General features: G+C 44.9%; 12 protein-coding genes and 1 pseudogene. 3 read left to right on the top strand and 10 right to left on the bottom strand.

All coding sequences use genetic code 11. From position 1 onward, the window contains the following. Positions 1-337: 337 nt before the first annotated feature. The 5 genes and pseudogenes from HRE53_RS25055 to HRE53_RS25035 form a co-directional block, all read right to left on the bottom strand. Entirely contained in the window at positions 338-1,003 is a 666-nt protein-coding gene (locus tag HRE53_RS25055) for a type II secretion system protein J (protein ID WP_212665763.1), read from the bottom strand. Beyond that, positions 1,000-1,524, bottom strand: a complete 525-nt coding sequence (locus HRE53_RS25050) for a Tfp pilus assembly protein FimT/FimU (RefSeq protein ID WP_212665762.1) — start codon at positions 1,522-1,524, stop codon at positions 1,000-1,002. Before HRE53_RS25050 ends, HRE53_RS25055 begins: the two co-directional genes overlap by 4 nt. Beyond that, entirely contained in the window at positions 1,502-2,239 is a 738-nt protein-coding gene (locus HRE53_RS25045) for a prepilin-type N-terminal cleavage/methylation domain-containing protein (protein WP_235108390.1), read from the bottom strand. The genes HRE53_RS25050 and HRE53_RS25045 overlap by 23 nt, the downstream gene beginning before the upstream one ends. Positions 2,240-2,304: 65 nt before the next feature. Further along, complete coding sequence (locus HRE53_RS25040; RefSeq protein ID WP_235108389.1) at positions 2,305-3,654, bottom strand: hypothetical protein; 1,350 nt, start codon at positions 3,652-3,654, stop codon at positions 2,305-2,307. A gap of 664 nt (positions 3,655-4,318) precedes the next feature. After that, a pseudogene (locus tag HRE53_RS25035) lies at positions 4,319-4,444 on the bottom strand (type II secretion system protein); the annotation flags it as partial. Positions 4,445-4,578: 134 nt separating this feature from the next. Here HRE53_RS25035 and HRE53_RS25030 point away from each other — a divergent pair. The 3 genes from HRE53_RS25030 to HRE53_RS25020 all read left to right on the top strand — a co-directional run bounded on the left by HRE53_RS25030 (position 4,579) and on the right by HRE53_RS25020 (position 7,434). After that, entirely contained in the window at positions 4,579-4,980 is a 402-nt protein-coding gene (locus HRE53_RS25030) for a hypothetical protein (RefSeq protein ID WP_235108388.1), read from the top strand. Positions 4,981-5,090: 110 nt separating this feature from the next. Next, positions 5,091-5,642, top strand: a complete 552-nt coding sequence (locus tag HRE53_RS25025; RefSeq protein WP_235108387.1) for a transposase — start codon at positions 5,091-5,093, stop codon at positions 5,640-5,642. An 88-nt stretch (positions 5,643-5,730) separates the two neighbouring features. Beyond that, positions 5,731-7,434 (top strand): YdiU family protein, encoded by a 1,704-nt coding sequence (locus HRE53_RS25020; protein WP_235108386.1) that lies wholly within the window; start codon positions 5,731-5,733, stop codon positions 7,432-7,434. 41 nt (positions 7,435-7,475) lie between these two features. On the opposite strand, the gene HRE53_RS25015 is transcribed toward HRE53_RS25020, so the two are convergent. The 5 genes from HRE53_RS25015 to HRE53_RS24995 all read right to left on the bottom strand — a co-directional run bounded on the left by HRE53_RS25015 (position 7,476) and on the right by HRE53_RS24995 (position 15,478). Next, complete coding sequence (locus HRE53_RS25015; RefSeq protein ID WP_212665758.1) at positions 7,476-9,143, bottom strand: SulP family inorganic anion transporter; 1,668 nt, start codon at positions 9,141-9,143, stop codon at positions 7,476-7,478. A gap of 83 nt (positions 9,144-9,226) precedes the next feature. Beyond that, positions 9,227-9,844, bottom strand: coding sequence for an ISAzo13-like element transposase-related protein (locus tag HRE53_RS25010; protein ID WP_235108385.1), 618 nt, complete (start codon positions 9,842-9,844; stop codon positions 9,227-9,229). 6 nt (positions 9,845-9,850) lie between these two features. Beyond that, a complete protein-coding gene (locus HRE53_RS25005) occupies positions 9,851-10,009 on the bottom strand; it encodes a hypothetical protein (RefSeq protein WP_235108384.1) in 159 nt (52 codons plus the stop codon). Between the two features lie 352 nt (positions 10,010-10,361). Then, positions 10,362-10,958, bottom strand: coding sequence for a PAS domain-containing protein (locus HRE53_RS25000; RefSeq protein ID WP_212665756.1), 597 nt, complete (start codon positions 10,956-10,958; stop codon positions 10,362-10,364). 14 nt (positions 10,959-10,972) lie between these two features. Then, a complete protein-coding gene (locus HRE53_RS24995; RefSeq protein WP_235108383.1) occupies positions 10,973-15,478 on the bottom strand; it encodes a PAS domain S-box protein in 4,506 nt (1,501 codons plus the stop codon). Between the last annotated feature and the right edge of the window lie 364 nt (positions 15,479-15,842).

Below are 15,842 nucleotides of genomic sequence, written 5' to 3'. Positions count from 1 at the left end.
AGACATTAATTTCTGATTTACTATGGTTGTTCTTGAAAAATTTTAATTATATTTCTTATTTATGCAAGATTTTAGAATAGCTGAAATTTGACATATTAATCGAGAAATCAATGAATTGTTATTATTTTAAATTTCAAAAAATATTATTGAGTGATCGAAAATATTTATAATTTTATGCTCATATCATTCAAATAGTATATCTAGCCAATGCATTATTACCTGCCTATGAATCTATTATGAAACATAGATGTTTAATATAATGTCTTCGAAAAAAAATTCTTGTGTATAAGAAATGTAGAATAAGTATTATTCGCCACATTTCTCTTATTCACCCTTGTTATGGAGAGGATGGCACATCATTACTTCTGAGGGTCGCAGTATATTGCACAAGTTGAGTTGAACCGTTCGGCAAATCTCCCAGCAGGCATAACCGAACGGATCGCGTGCTCGGTGTCAGGGAAGAAGGCGATACTTCAAACCCCGACGTCCCTGAACCAGAACATCCTGGAGAAGCATTAGACACTCGATCAACTAATGGATTTCCGGCAGTATTAGAGACTGTTGATCGGTAAATCACTTGTGGTCCCTGCCAGTTTGATCCCGAAGATGTATCAAATGCGTAGTAAGCAACCGTTGAATTATCTGGTTTAGTGAGGTAGAGAATAGCACTATAGTCGGCAGGAACCGTCCAACCTGATGGTGCAGTGGTAGAAACTACCTTGGCCTCTCTAATATCGTCAGCGATAAAGTTTATGGCACGGTTTAATTTAGTATGCTGATCCACCTCAGCCTCTGACTGACGATGGCTTTGCAAAATGGAAATCAGTCCCGACCCTGCAAAAACAAGGAAGATACTGGTCACTACCATTCCGACCAACAGCTCAACCAATGTAAACCCTTGATTACTGGCATTCTCTGATGTATTAGAGACCTGATTAATGCCCTGATGTTGGCAACGATGTGGAATATGGCCAGTCACAACTTCTGAAATTTTAGAAATCATAGTGTAGAGGTTTTGCAGTTGCTGGCCAATGTTGTCGTGGGTGTGCCTATATATTTCCCCACTCGGATCAATCCAATGCCAGGGGCAATCACTAAACACTTTGAAGGAGTATTGGTTTCATTGGCGATAGACAGAACGATGGTTTGTTCTGCCGTTAAAGAAGAGGGAACTCGCCCTTTAAAGTCAAAACTGAGGGAGGGAGTGGCTAGTGAATGTCTGAGTTGAAGCCCTTCTAGCGTTCGGTTGCCAGTGCGTAGACAATCTGTAGGTGAACTGCTCAATACAGGACTGCTCCCTGTCGGCAGGTTAATGGTGCAAGTCTTACTCTGACGAATCGCTTGGTTTTGGCCTTCGATGAGTGCCCCTTCCAGTTCAGCTAAGCCTACTTCAAGCTTTCGGGTGTTAACCCAATTTAGAAAGCTGGGTGCTGCAACCGCCCCTAAGATACCCATCACTACCACAACAATGACGATTTCGAGCTGGGTGAACCCTTGTTCACTATGGACAGGCAAAGAACGCATTAGGTACCACCTCTGAATTGGCTTGGGCTACTGTCTCCAAATTTTCATCAGTGACGTTATAAGTAACTTCCAAAATTTGATAGGGCTCTGCTGGCCGAACGGAGGTTGTCCTTTGCAGGGTGAATTCTTGGCCTAAGATAGTTTTTTGCCCGGATTTAGGCGTGCTACTGTTGTCCATTTCTGATTTGACTGCAGGTAGCGATTCATCAAGATAGGCGGCGAAACCTCCGGTAGTCAGATGAGATCGGCATCTTGCCAATACGAGGGCTGTGGAGTCCGCTTTTTGGTTATAGGCTAAAGGATTGAGTAAGGTGACTTCTAAATAATTTGTGCCAGTGATGGGGTCAGTTTGAATTTGCAGATTGGTTATGACGTTACTGTTCGTCTCTGTACCAATCACAATAGAATCGCCTGGCCTAAATCCTAGTTGAGTAACCTGAATTGTTGTATCCCCTGGAAGTGCATCAGCATAAAGCAATGCTGAAGTGAGGGGCACTTGGCCCACATCACTCGCTACAGCTTTGACATCTTCTAAGTCTTGCTGAATCCAGTTATTGGCTGCAGTCAACTGTTTGGCGCGTACCTTGAATGTTGTTGAGAGAACCAAACCTTGCATTGCAGTCCCAATAAAAATTGCCATAACCAACATGGCAACTGCAACTTCAACTAAGGTAAATCCTTGTTCATGAGATTTTTTGTGTGTTCTTATGATCACTGAAGTCTTCCTAGCTGTGAGCCTAAGGGATGAGAATTCTATAAATAGACCCATAGGGTCGCTTATTACGGAGTTGCTTCTAAGCGATTCCAACTGGTTGCTGCAGACGTTTTATGGGACGCGGAGGTAACCACAACGCCAGAATCTGTTAGCAGTTGCTTCATAGCATTGGGCACCGTAATTTCAGCAGTGTTGGAGCTTGAGCCATCCCACTCTCTGACCCAAATAGCACCCCGTATATCAGGATTGCTGCTACCACCATTTATTCCCATACGGGCATCTGGGGCATGAATAAAAACATTGGTGGCTGTTGCCCCACCGTTGAAGGTGAAATTCTGATCAGAGAAGCTATCACCATCATCGACATTGCCATAAATACGGAATCGCTCTGGGCTACCTAGACCACTTCCATAGGTGCCGCAATTATTGGCAGAGCCTGAACAGGTATGGGCCAAAGTGGCTTGGCCACTCATATCAATATCGCCCGTAATGTAGAAGTAGATGGGTGCTGAGGTGGTATCAATGGTCACCTGATCACTGCCACTCAGAGTAATGTCACTGACTTCATAGTGATAAGCACCATCAGCACCTACAGTGTCTCCAGTCCGAGGAAAGCTGGTAGCACCACTAATCGAGACATTGATCGCACCTGGGGGAATTGTGGGAACAGGAGGCCATGTCACATCACGAACGTAAATTTGCCCCTGGACTACACCATTGTTGAAAGCATCAATGGCATCGCGTAAACCATTATTTGTCGGTTGACCATTGACACATTCACTCACAGGCACCGCACAATTTATCGTATCTGTGCAAATTACATTTCCTGAAATTGCACCCAAGACATCATTATTCCCTAAGGTGATATTTTGAGCCATTAATCCTGGAAAGCTAGCTAGGGAAGAAGATTGAGAGATATTCATCGTCTGCTGAATTCGCGATACAGCAGAAGAATTTGGGGGATGGCCCTTGACAATTACTGTGCCAGTTTCATCTCCTGAATTTGATATTCCATCTGGATCACTGTAGCGATAAGCTTCAACGGTATAGGTGTTGGCTGATGCCGTAGTCGGGATCTTGCCGGTTAAAAGATTATTCACCCCGGTGAAACAGGGAGGGGGTTTAGCAAGAGATGACCATTCATCAGGACTATCCGATCCTAAGAGACTGTTTGGGTCATAATTCAATCTCAGCAGCATGTGATAGTTATGATTCAAGAACCCAAGGGTTCGAGATATTCCACCTTCAGCAACAGTGGCACTTGCGGTTGTTTGCTTTTGAGAAACAGCTGAGACTTGATCGTCCCTGGATTTAATGCTTAAAGTCAGGGCGACCAGCACCATGATTAACCCAAAGCCGATGGCAATAGGTAAAGCAAACCCCTCATCGGTCGTCTTTCTTCTAGACTTCAACATATTCAAATTGAAAGAAAAAATATTAGTTAGGTATATCTATTCGCTTGACCTATTCAGTATTGGATAGGTCAAGCGAGTCATCAATGACCAAAGCTAGATGATGGCTATCACCTTATACAATGCCAATATGGTATTAAATATTGATAAGTCAATCGAGCGAAAAAAGAGCCACATAACCCTCATTCTCATGAATATATTCTTGAGATGAGCCAATAATATTTCAGAAATAAAATCAATTTTCCAAAGAATATTTTTTGTGTTTTATTCTAGAGGTTTGATTTATATATATTTTTAGTATACGAAACAATATATATTCTTCCTTCAGTAATTATACGTAGATCATAATATGAACTTACATAAATTCTATGTAAAATCACTGAAGGAAGCAGATAAAAAAACAGTGTTCACATGGTCCTATAGATTAGCTGTTAAAGCTTGATTTTCGTCGAATAGGTGAATAAAACAGAGAACAGATCATATCTAAATGGCACAGGATTTAGATTCATTAAAAAGCCGAAATATTTATTATCACAGAAAATATTTTCTTAAATTAGATTAAGATCCAAGAGTGCAACTTAAAGGTTATTTTTTCAAGTAATTTCACTAAATCCAACATATTTCTCTCAATAACTCTTTATTTAAACCCTATCTCCCCACTCACCCATCACTGTTCTTCCCAATCCTCTGCTGTACAACGGCCTGCATCCGTAATAGCAATGGGTTGGATATCACCTTTATAAGTGCCAACACGGGTTAAGCCCAACGTATTAGAAATAGCGATACAGTGCTTCTGGTAGTTAGGTGAGATTATCTCAGCCCCTCTAGCTAAGGGAGGCTCGAAAAAGGTATTGCTGAAGGGAGTTATTGAGCCAAGATACTCCCATGGAAGAGAAAAAAAGGCCATTACTTTCAGAGCTAGCTTGCGTGAACTCTAACTGTGAAAGCTATGGTCAAGCGGGCCTTGAGAATTTAACAGTACGTAAAGTCTACGGACAAGATCGAATACGGTATCTGCGCTGTCATAGCTGTGGAGCAGAGTTCAGTGAACGCAAGAACACTGCCTTTTGGAATACAAAAAACCCTGAATCTCGAGCAATAGAAGTAGGTCGTCAAATTGCAGAAGGAACGTCTATCAAAGGAACATCACGTCTGACCTACACCCATCCGGATACGGTGAAACGTTTGACCCTCAAGTTTGGTCAGCATGCCCAGGACTTTCATGAGCAGGAAGCTCAGCAACTGGATATCGACATACTAGAGATGGACGAACGTCATGGATACGTCGCCAGCAAAAAAGCAGCAGTGTTGGGATGCGGTATCCATTGATGCCGCCAGTAAATTCATTGTCCACGTGGCAGTTGGTCCCCGTAACACAGACCTGATAGAAAGGCTGATGCAAGGCAGTCACAGACGACTAGCTCATCCCCCAAGACCTGGTGCTGATGACCGATGGAGAAGCGAGTTATCGCACTCTCTTTCCGGTCATCTTCGGGGTGTCTTACCTCCCCCCCCGTCAAAGCACGATGGGTCGACCTCACAACCCCAAGTATCGGATTCCTCGAACCCTTGCCCACGTCCAAGTCATCAAGCATCGTCAGGGACAAAAGTTAGAAGCCGTAGAGGTGAGCAAAGCTCATGGGAGCTGGCAACGGATCAATCAAGCGCTAGATGAAATAGGGTACAACATTCCCAACACCTCAACTGTGGAGCGTTTCAATGGCACTGCACGACGGATGAATGCTCATCAAGTCAGACGCTCACTTGCTTTCGCTCATCGCAGTAATACTCGTCAGGCCGTTGCTTGGTGGAGTGCTACAGTTTACAACTGGGTGAGAGTGCATCGCAGTTTACGAACTCCTCTAGAAGTAACCGAGGGTAAAAAGCGCTTTCAACAGAGAACTCCTGCCATGGCAGTTGGATTAACTGAACACATTTGGACCGAAGCTCAGATCCTCAGAGCACCGGTTTATATAGCTTCTCAAGAATAGGGGGCTGAGATAATCTCACCTAACTACCACCCCTACAAGGTCTAAAATTAAACATGAACCTTCCCCGACAATACCGGCACTAGCAACAATGTCATATCCATCTAAACCATCTGCTGAGCCCTGCGTAACAACCTTCGATGAGTTTGTGCGATTAGCGGATTATTCTCTGATGAACAGCTTAAATGCCGATCCTGATGCTACAGAAGATGGTGATGATCACCGTGCCCGCCAGGTTTTTTCTGGTCATTTCGTACCTGTGACACCCACGCCCCTTGCAGAACCAGAATATGTAGCCCATAGCAGCACTTTTTTTAAGGAACTTGGGTTGAGCGATGAACTGGCGCTTAATGAAAAATTTCGCCATATATTTTCGGGTGATATCTCTGCGTCGCATGAGCCAATGCGTCAGGTTGGCTGGGCAACTGGTTATGCACTGTCGATTTATGGCACCGAATATATCCAACAATGTCCATTCGGTACAGGGAATGGCTATGGCGATGGTCGGGCGATATCTGTATTTGAAGGAATCATCAATGGCCAGCGCTGGGAAATGCAATTGAAAGGGGGTGGCCCAACACCTTATTGCCGTGGTGGCGACGGGCGCGCAGTGCTACGTTCAAGTGTGCGTGAGTTTCTAGCGCAAGAATATATGCAGGCTTTAGGTGTGCCAACATCGCGCTCTTTGACACTGTATGTTTCTAAATCTGAGACCGTTACCCGACCTTGGTATTCTCAAGACTCCCACTCCACTGACCCTGATATTTTGGTGGACGATCCTGTGGCCATTTCAACTCGCGTTGCACCATCCTTTTTGCGTGTTGGTCAGCTAGAGTTATTTGCCCGCCGCGCTCGCAACAATGCTCATCCAAGAGCATTAGAAGAGTTAAGCATGATAGTGTCCCATTTAATTGAGCGAGAATACAAAAGCGACATTAATCAAAGCCTTGGTTTTGCAGATCAATTGGTTGAGTTGGCTAAGCTATTTCGCCAGCGTCTCACGACCCTGGTGGCCAATTGGCAACGTATTGGTTATTGCCAGGGTAATTTTAACAGTGACAACTGCGCCGCGGGTGGCTTTACCCTCGACTATGGACCATTTGGGTTTTGTGAAATTTTTGACCCTTGGTTTCAACCTTGGGCTGGCGGCGGCGAGCAATTTTCATTCTTTAATCAGCCAATCGCAGCAGAAGCGAATTATCACATGTTTTGGAAAGCTGTGAGACCTCTACTTGCAGAAGATGCTGAAGCTTTAGAACAGTTCGACCAAGTACGCCGTGGCTTTGCAGAAGCAATGCAAAAACAAATTCAAGAAATGTGGGCGACCAAACTTGGATTAACTGAATTTAACCCAGAGCTATTTAAGAAATTAATGCAGTTAATGACCGACTCAGAGGTAGATTACACCATTTTCTTCCGCGAGTTATCTCATATACCAGACGATGTCTCAGCATTGAAAAAGAGCTTCTACGTTAAAACTTCACAACAACTCGACGAGCAATGGCAATCTTGGCTAAAAAGCTGGCGCAACCTCGTCATTAACGACAACAATTTGGCTGAGATATCAACAAAGATGAAACAGACTAACCCAAAATACACATGGCGAGAGTGGTTGATTGTCCCCGCCTACCAACAAGCCATGCAGGGTGACTACACATTAGTTAAAGAGTTGCAAGATGTACTTAGCTATCCATATGATGAGCAATCACAGGAAATAGAAGATAAATACTATCGTCTAAGACCTAAGGCGTTTTTTAACGCTGGTGGAGTGTCGCACTATACCTGTTCGTCTTGATTTTGAATAAAAACTGAAAAATTGGAATTAGGTTTGCGTTCTCAAGGCATGAGCTTTTGCTGGGCGATTGCCAGACCTGTTTTCAGCGCTAGTAATCGATCGTCCATCCAGTGATCTGCCGGAATAATTTTTCCTATGCCCAGCTTCTCTAGCCGGCTCTTGACCTTTTTGTTCGCGCCAATCAGTACCACTTCACGAGTCGCCTCAGTAGCTTCTTCGATCGCATTTTCAATGGCTAATGCCGAGGTTACCCCTAGCACGGGCACCTCACTGAGATCTACAATCAACACATCGTAGTTTGCGATCGCATTATGCTCACGCGAGATGGCCTTGGCTACTCCAAAAATCATCGGCCCGTTGAGGTGAAACAGGAGTACCCGGCCATTAGCCGCATCCAATACTTCTTTTTCTTCTTGATTCAGCACAATCTGATCGTCGCCGGTAGTAATCGCTTTCACTGACTGCGATTGCAACTCATCCAAGCGGGCAATGGTCAGAATATTGGCGATAAATACACCTACCACTACCGCTACCATTAGATCCACAAACACTGTCAGCAGCACCACACTATAGACAATGCCTGCGGCCTTCCAGGAGATTTTGTGAACCCGCTGCAAAAAGCCCCAGTCAATAATATCGACCCCTACTTTCAGCACAATCCCCGCCAACACGGCTAGGGGAATGCCCGAGGTCAGGGGTGCAGCCCAAAGGACTACCACCAGCAAGATCAGCGCTCGGCTAATACCCGACAGTGCCGTGCGCCCTCCGGCCTGAATGTTCACCACCGTGGCCGTGGTTGCTCCAGAGCCAGCAATACCGCCAAATAGGCCAGTAATCAGGTTTGCGACCCCCTGAGCAATCAGTTCTTTATTGGACTTGTGCTCGGTGCGGGTCAAACTATCCGATACCAGGCAGGTCAGTAGGCAGTCAATGGAACCCACCATCGCCAGCACCATGGCGTTGACAAATATTAGCCGTAGGTTTTCGGAGTTAAAGGTGGGCATCTGCAGCTGAGGCAACCCAGGGGTAATCTTGCCGATGGTCGCAATGGTGCGAATATCGATATTGCGCAACAGCGTCAGCGACACCACCGTGCCCACCACCAGAGCAACGAGCTGGGGAGGCATGACTTTCTTGAGGGATTTGGGATACAGAAAGAGAATGGCAATGGTGAGCAAGCCGAGAGCAGTTTCCCACAGACTAGCATTAACGACCAGGTTGGGCAGATCTTTAATCACTCCAATCACCCCACCAGAGGGGGTTTCTTGACCTAAAAACGGCGCCATCTGCATAAAGATCAGAATGACGCCGATGCCGGTCATAAAGCCTGAAATCACGTTGTAGGGCAGCATTGTAATGTAGCGCCCCAGCTTCAGCATGCCAAAGGCAATCTGAAACAGACCCGCCAGCATGACCACCGTAAACGCCATGGCCAATCCATTCTCGGGGTCACTGGCCGTAGTCTCAAGAATCACAGCGGTAATAATCACCGTCATGGGCCCGGTGGGTTCAGAGATGAGGCTGGGAGTACCGCCAAACAGTGCCGCAAAAAAGCCGACTAAAATTGCACCCCATAGTCCCGCTGAGGCCCCGGCTCCCGAGGCGATGCCAAAGGCAAGAGCCATGGGTAGAGCGACCACCGCAGCGGTTAAGCCGCCGAGGAAATCGCCTCTGAAATTACGAAAATTGATTCGATTGGTAATCGCCATGCCTGGCTGTTTCCTTCTGAAAAAACTGAGTTGTGGACAAGACTGAACAGAACTAAGGTGATTTCCTGAAAAGCAGTCCCTTACTAAATTGGGTGAATGAAAATATCCTCTTTAGGTAATTGCAGATTTCTCTCCCATCGTTTCTCAATCCCGCTCATTGCTTTTTGAGTGAGTGAAACTCCTCTTTTATAGGTCTTCTCTGTCAAGGTCACTACGCAAGTCATGCGACTAGACCAACCCAACAGGGTTTCGACATCGGTTAACAAGATGCAATGCCAATGCTGTTCCAGAATGCCCCAACATCGCTCAATAGGGTTGTACTTGCTGTGATCAAGCGGATAGCAAAGTAGTTGAATGGAGATGCCAACGCGGTCACTCAATGTCACCAGTCGATTGAGGAACTGAGTGTATATCCCACTATTCTCAGAACCGTTATTCACCTTGATCAAGATCAGCTTGATGTTTTGCTGCTCTGTTGGCGTGATTATATTCCACCAGTCTTGTAAGTTATCGACCATAAAGTCGTCTTTTTTGTAGGAGTTACCAAATTTGATGTGTAACCCTCCAATTTCCTCATCTAAGACGCCACAAGAGAGATATTTTTCTCCTTCATCTATGTCATGTTCAGAGGCCTTCGCCTGTGTTCGGGTTTTTTCCTGCCGTGATGAGTCGCTAAGCTTAACCGTGGCTTTGCAATCCATGCTCAATCACTTAACTGTACCGTCATGCTCTTTCTGATCTTTGAGTGTGAGGTTGGTAAAAATGGCATCTGTTTCTAGGAGTTTTTTTGGCTTGGCTGGGAGGATGGTTCGTAGTCGATAGCCTGAACGATTCAAGACGACTGCCATTGTACTCTGCGAAGGCACAGACTCGGAGGAAACCTTTGCATTCAACTCATTTCATTTTTTTATCTAAATGACCTAAAATATTGGCCATTTAACCTAATATGAATAATCAAAAAGAAACAGCAGGAAATTGCATCGCCTCGCCTTGAGAATTCCCTTCATAATTCTATTTTACAAACATAAAAAAAATAGATCTCTGCGTAAGAAACCTCTAGAATAATTGAATCTGAAGTTGAAACTAACCTGGGCAAAAACTCCAAAGATGGATCATGGTGTAAGCCAAACTTTTTAGGGTAGAAAATTCACCCATGAAATAAAATCCGAATGAGTAGTCCCACAAGGTCGGTTCAATCATTTATTGAGTACGGCGAAACTAGAGTACCCGTTGCTTCAAGGCCTGAATTTCTTTTTCCTTTTGTTGCAATTGTCCTTCCAACTTTACATTCTCATAGGCTAACTGGCTGACTTTTTGCTGTTCTAAAGAAAGTCGCATTTTGCAGGCATCTAGTCTTTGGAGTTGAATTTCTAGCAGTTCGGTTACTTCTACGAGCTTAGTGACATCTACATGGGCTCCTAACATCCGAATCGGCTGGTCAAACTGATCTCGAATAGCGATTCCTCGACAACGGACCCACACCATCTTTCCATTTTTTTTCGTATATCGAACGATTTGATCGTACGGGTGTGCGGGATTGGCAAGATGCTTTTCTAGATTTTTACAGGCCACGGCTAAATCATCAGGGTGGATTAAGTCTTTCCACTCTGATGCTAGGTGCTGTTTTTTGACCGGAGAATACCCTAGGAAAAGCCAAAACTCGGGGCTCATCCACTCATGTTCTGGGTTAACCAAATCCCAATACCACACTCCATCTAGGGTCGCTTCCTGCAAGAAACTAAAGACGGAGGGATCATTTTGGATCAGTTCATACAGTTCCGTACAGAGATAATGAGAATCTTCAGCTAGTTTCATTGTTACTTCAGAGACTACTGTAATATCGGCACCATGGGCTGTAGAGGAAGTTTGATCAGAAAGGTTGATCCTCCACCTAGGGTAGACGTGCAAGAAATGGTTCCGCCATAACTTTCGATCACTTTGCGACACAATGCTAAACCAATTCCCGTCCCAGGATACTTGTTGGAATGATGTAATCGCTGGAACATCACAAAAATACGATCTAAGGATTCCTCAGAAATCCCAATACCGTTATCTGTGATAGAGATTGCCCAATACTCAGATTGCTCCACTGCTGTGATCTGAATGCGAGGCAGAATTTCAGAGCGAAATTTAATCGCATTACTGATTAGATTTTCTATAACTTGAGTCACCTCTACGGTGTGCGCATAAATCATGGGCAATGCGTCATACTCAATAACCACCTGATGTTCTTCAATGGCTAGGCTTAAATCAGACTGCACTATTTCAAGCACATGGTTTAAATCTACAGATTCTAGCGCTTTGTCACTTCGTCCAACCCGAGAGTATTGCAACACATCCTGAATAAGCTGTTGCATGCGCTTTGCCCCTGACATGATGTACCCAAAGTAGCGGCTTTGATTCTCGTCTAACTGGGGTGCCAAATCGTCTTGTAACAATTCAGCGAAACTTTGGATTTTACGCAGAGGTTCCCGTAGATCATGAGATGCGATATAAGCAAACTGCTCTAGCTCTTGATTCGATCGTTGTAGTTCTTGAATCGCTTGTTCTAATCTTTTTTGAGAATGTTTGATGTCAGAAATGTCCATGCAGGAACAAATCAGTCCTGAAAATTGACCTGCAGTTAGTCTGGGTATCCCCGTTGCCAATATCCAACGATAGACTCCATCTGCCTTTGCTTGCTGAAACTCCAGTTCGAAGGGTTGTTGCTGGGCACTGCTGTCTTGAAATATAGATTGTACTCGGGTTCGATCCTCAGGATGAATGGTATTCAGCCATCCTGATCCTAGCTGAGTATCCAAAGGTTGACCGGTCAAAGTTTGCCAGGTTTGGTTGACATAGGTACAGTTTCCTTGCTCATCACTGAGCCAGATCAGAACCGGGGCATTGTCTGCTAGGGAGTAAAATCGGGTCTCACTCTCTTCTAAACTGCCTTCGATCGAATGGAGAGAGGCATCTTTCTCAGCTAAATCGACTTCCAGATTGAAGTTGGACAATTCTAAAGCTTCCTCTGCTTTTTTCTGCAGGGTGATATCAAAACAGGAGCCAATCATGCCCGCAAATTCTCCTGTAGGTAGGAATCGAGGCTTGGCTGTATCGAGTAACCAACTAAAGGTGCCGGTGCGATCGCATCGGCGATACTCAGACCGAAAGGGTTGTCGTTCTGTCACTGCCTGCCGATAAGCCGTCACATTATGCTCTAAATCCTCGGGGTGAATCCCGCTTTCCCAACCTTGTTCTAGGGCTTGTTCTAGAGAGCCCCCTGTAAAATTCAACCACTCTTCATTTAAATAGGTGCAATGGCCTTGGGCATCCGTCACCCAGATCAGTACAGGGGCATGGTCCGCCATCGATCGAAACCGTTGTTCACTCTCTAGCCTTGCGGCTTCCGCCTTTTTACGTTGGCTAATATCTACCGAAACCACTAAACACCGAGAAATCTCTCCTAGATCATCGCGTTCCGCAATCATCGATTGCAACACATCAATCGTTGCTCCCGATTTAGTCAGTATCCGCATCGGTACATCAATGCTCAAACCAGATTCCAGAAACCTCGGCCAGAGCTTTTGAAACCGCTCTTGAGACTCCGGATTGAGAAAAACATCCACCGTCTCGCCCAAAATCTGTTTACGGGGATATCCTAATTTGGAAAGCCAAAATTTACTCACTTCTACCACTACCCCTCGTGCATCAATGGAGTACATCATCACAGGGGTTTCATGGTAAAGCTGCTGATAGCGCTCTTGAAAAACCGATAGGGTATCTTGGGCCAGTTTGGCTTTAATCCGTTGAGATTGAAGTTCAATCTGCGCCGTACGGGTGGCCGTGATATCGATAATCGACATCACCACTCCTTGCTGCTCATCACTATTATTGAGGTAAGGATGGATGCGGATCAGCAAATGTTTCTCATCCGTATGAATTTCTTGCTCGGTGACTTTGCCTGTCCGGGCCGTTTCCGACAAGACCTCCAGTAAAGAGGGGTAATTAACGTTGCTGGCTAGGTTCTTGAGGGGACGCCCCACATCGCTCGGCAGGAATTGAAAAATTTGATTGGCTGCCGGGGTAAATTTGCGAACTTGCAAGCTTTGATCTAAAAAAACCACGCCAATTTCGGTACTCCGAAACAGATTATCGATATCGTTGCTCAGGGCCGTGAGTTCATTAATTTTGGATTGATGCTCGTTATTGACGGTGTACAGTTCTTCATTCACCGCATGGAGTTCTTCGTTCGTACTTTGCAACTCTTCGTTGGAGGCAATCAGTTCCTCGTTAGTGGCTTGCTGTTCTTCATTTGTACTTTCAAGTTCTTCAATCGTAGCCTGCAGATTTTCACGGGAATAGGACAGTTCCAGCTCCAACTGCTCAATTCGGTTGATCACTTCCGTACTGCTTTCCAACTCTTGCTGGGGGACAGAGACGGACTTTCGAGACGTCGTAGAAATCTCCAGCTTTAAGAACAGCTGTTGCCGAGGATTGAGTTGACAAGGGCTGACCTTAAACTTTAATTCAAACGGTTCACCCTTCTTCTCCCATAGGAGACCACTAAATTGGACCGGCTGCTTTTCCCGCAAAACCCGATTCAATGCCGATATAAAAGGCAAATGCATCACATCCGGCAGCAAAGATCGGACACTCTCAGTGGCTGGTCCTTCCGGGATGCGCAAAATATCTAAGTGATCGGCACAGACCCGCAGCAGTTTTTCGTCGGTATCCAACAACAGGCAAGTGATTTTCAGCTCTTCCAGATGTGCTTTAAAGGCTTGTTCTAGCAACGGATCACTTTGGCGACGGTGGCGAGTCTCTCGCCCCGCCATCACCGGGGTCGCAATCGTTTTATTGCGAAAATAATTTAGATTCAGTCGTTGCTCTCTGACTTTAGAAAAGATTTTATTTTTAGCATGGAGAACCTCAAATTCAGGCTCGACTTCACCAAGATCTTCTGAATTTCCCAACAGGAGAATCCCGCCCTTATTGAGGGAAAAATGTAAGTTTCGCAATACATACTGCTGCAATATGGGCTGCATATAGATCAGAACATTGCGACAGGTCACCACATTCATTCGGGTCAGGCTGGCATTTTTAGTCAAATCATGGGGCGAGAATATCAACATCTCTCGCAACATTCGTTTAATCGTGAAGTGACCGTTGTCATAGGTGAAATATTTTCTTAGCCGGTCTTCCCCCACGTAATCTGCAATGGATTCGTCAAATACGCCCAGGGCGGCTTTATCCAGGGCAGTCTGATCGAGGTCCGTCGCAAAGAGCTTAGTGGGTATCTGTCGCCCCAATTCCTCGCACAATTCTCGAATTGTAATCGCCATGGAATAGGCTTCTTCGCCCGTGGCACAGGCGGTTACCCAAACCCTAAGGGTTTCATTCTTGGGGAAGTCTTTGATTAAGGGGCGCAGAATCTCATTTCTCAAATATTTCCAAACCACTCCATCCCGAAAAAATTGCGTGACATTAATCAGTAAATCTCGACGCAACAGGGATCGTTCATCGGCGGAATCAGTTAAGAGGGTGGCATAGTCGTGTAAGGAGTTGTGCTGGGTCAATAGCCGGCGGCGCTCAACTCGACGGCCCAAGGTTGACAGCTTATATTGAGAAAAATCAATACCTTCATGCTTAGCCAGCAAATCGACTATCTTTTGGAGTTGATGGGTTTCTGCCCCTAAACCGTTAAATTTAATTAAATCAGCGGGAACAAGAGACGGATTTCCCAAATCGTTGATCATTTCGGCCAGCACTTTGGGGGGCGCGATGTAGTCAATACATCCAGTACTAATCGCCGTATGGGGCATACCGTCAAATTCAGCCGTTTCTGGGTCTTGAACTAGGGTAATTCCCCCGCCTTCATGGATATTTTGGAGTCCATGGGTGCCATCACTGCCCGTGCCCGATAGAACAATGCCGATGGCACGTTCTTCAATTTCTTCGGCCAAAGATTGAAAAAATAAATTAATGGGAAAGTTCGGTTTGTGATCTCTTTTTTGGGGATAGAGGTAAAGACAATGGTCCCGAACAATCATATTTTGACCGGCTGGAATCAAATAGATGGCATTGGACTGAAGTTCCATGCCTTCTTCCGCAATATGAATCGCCAGTTTAGTTCGACGACCCAAAATTTCATTCATTAAGCTTTTGAAGTCAGGGGACAAGTGCTGAATGACAACAAAAGCCACTCCTGACTCAGGATGTATATTTTCAAAGAATACTTCTAGGGGTTTAAGACCACCTGCGGAGGCACCCACCGCCACAACGTAGAACGAAGTATCGGCAGTTTGCATTTCATTGGAATTCATATCAAAGGTTTGATTATTATGAGAATCCATTGTCAAAAAAAATCTATTCCGATGGGCCAAAAATTCAACACAGAAGTGAAGGGATATATCTAGAAATTATTATCTACAAATAGATACAAATCACTGATGTTATAGTCTTAAACTGTTGGACATTCTAATTCAACACTGACTAATTTGACAGGGAACTGAAGATTTCCTTAAACCTCAACCTTTAAACGAAATATTCTCTAGTCAAAACTAGTTTTTCTCACTATATATTTCCTCGTCGTTCAAAGTTAAACCCCAGCCCTACATTGATTTGGCAACTTCATTTATCACAAAATAATCCCTGCAGAAAAAAATAATATTATTTTCACTTCTCTAGGGAAGAAGAAGTTTAATTCCCATCAGTTTA

The organism is Acaryochloris sp. 'Moss Beach' (assembly GCF_021497025.1).
In the GTDB taxonomy this organism is placed as follows: domain Bacteria; phylum Cyanobacteriota; class Cyanobacteriia; order Thermosynechococcales; family Thermosynechococcaceae; genus Acaryochloris; species Acaryochloris marina_A.
Note: the sequence above shows the minus strand (reverse complement) of the source record. Positions and strands in the feature narration are given on the sequence as shown.

Bases quoted from the DNA above. Each gene is read 5' to 3' on its own strand.
- HRE53_RS25055 (WP_212665763.1), bottom strand. From the start codon at position 1,003: ATGATTTCTAAAATTTCAGAAGTTGTGACTGGCCATATTCCACATCGT.
- HRE53_RS25050 (WP_212665762.1), bottom strand. From the start codon at position 1,524: ATGCGTTCTTTGCCTGTCCATAGTGAACAAGGGTTCACCCAGCTCGAA.
- HRE53_RS25040 (WP_235108389.1), bottom strand. From the start codon at position 3,654: ATGTTGAAGTCTAGAAGAAAGACGACCGATGAGGGGTTTGCTTTACCT.
- HRE53_RS25020 (WP_235108386.1), top strand. From the start codon at position 5,731: ATGTCATATCCATCTAAACCATCTGCTGAGCCCTGCGTAACAACCTTC.
- HRE53_RS25015 (WP_212665758.1), bottom strand. From the start codon at position 9,143: ATGGCGATTACCAATCGAATCAATTTTCGTAATTTCAGAGGCGATTTC.
- HRE53_RS25010 (WP_235108385.1), bottom strand. From the start codon at position 9,844: ATGGATTGCAAAGCCACGGTTAAGCTTAGCGACTCATCACGGCAGGAA.
- HRE53_RS25000 (WP_212665756.1), bottom strand. From the start codon at position 10,958: ATGAAACTAGCTGAAGATTCTCATTATCTCTGTACGGAACTGTATGAA.
- HRE53_RS24995 (WP_235108383.1), bottom strand. From the start codon at position 15,478: ATGGATTCTCATAATAATCAAACCTTTGATATGAATTCCAATGAAATG.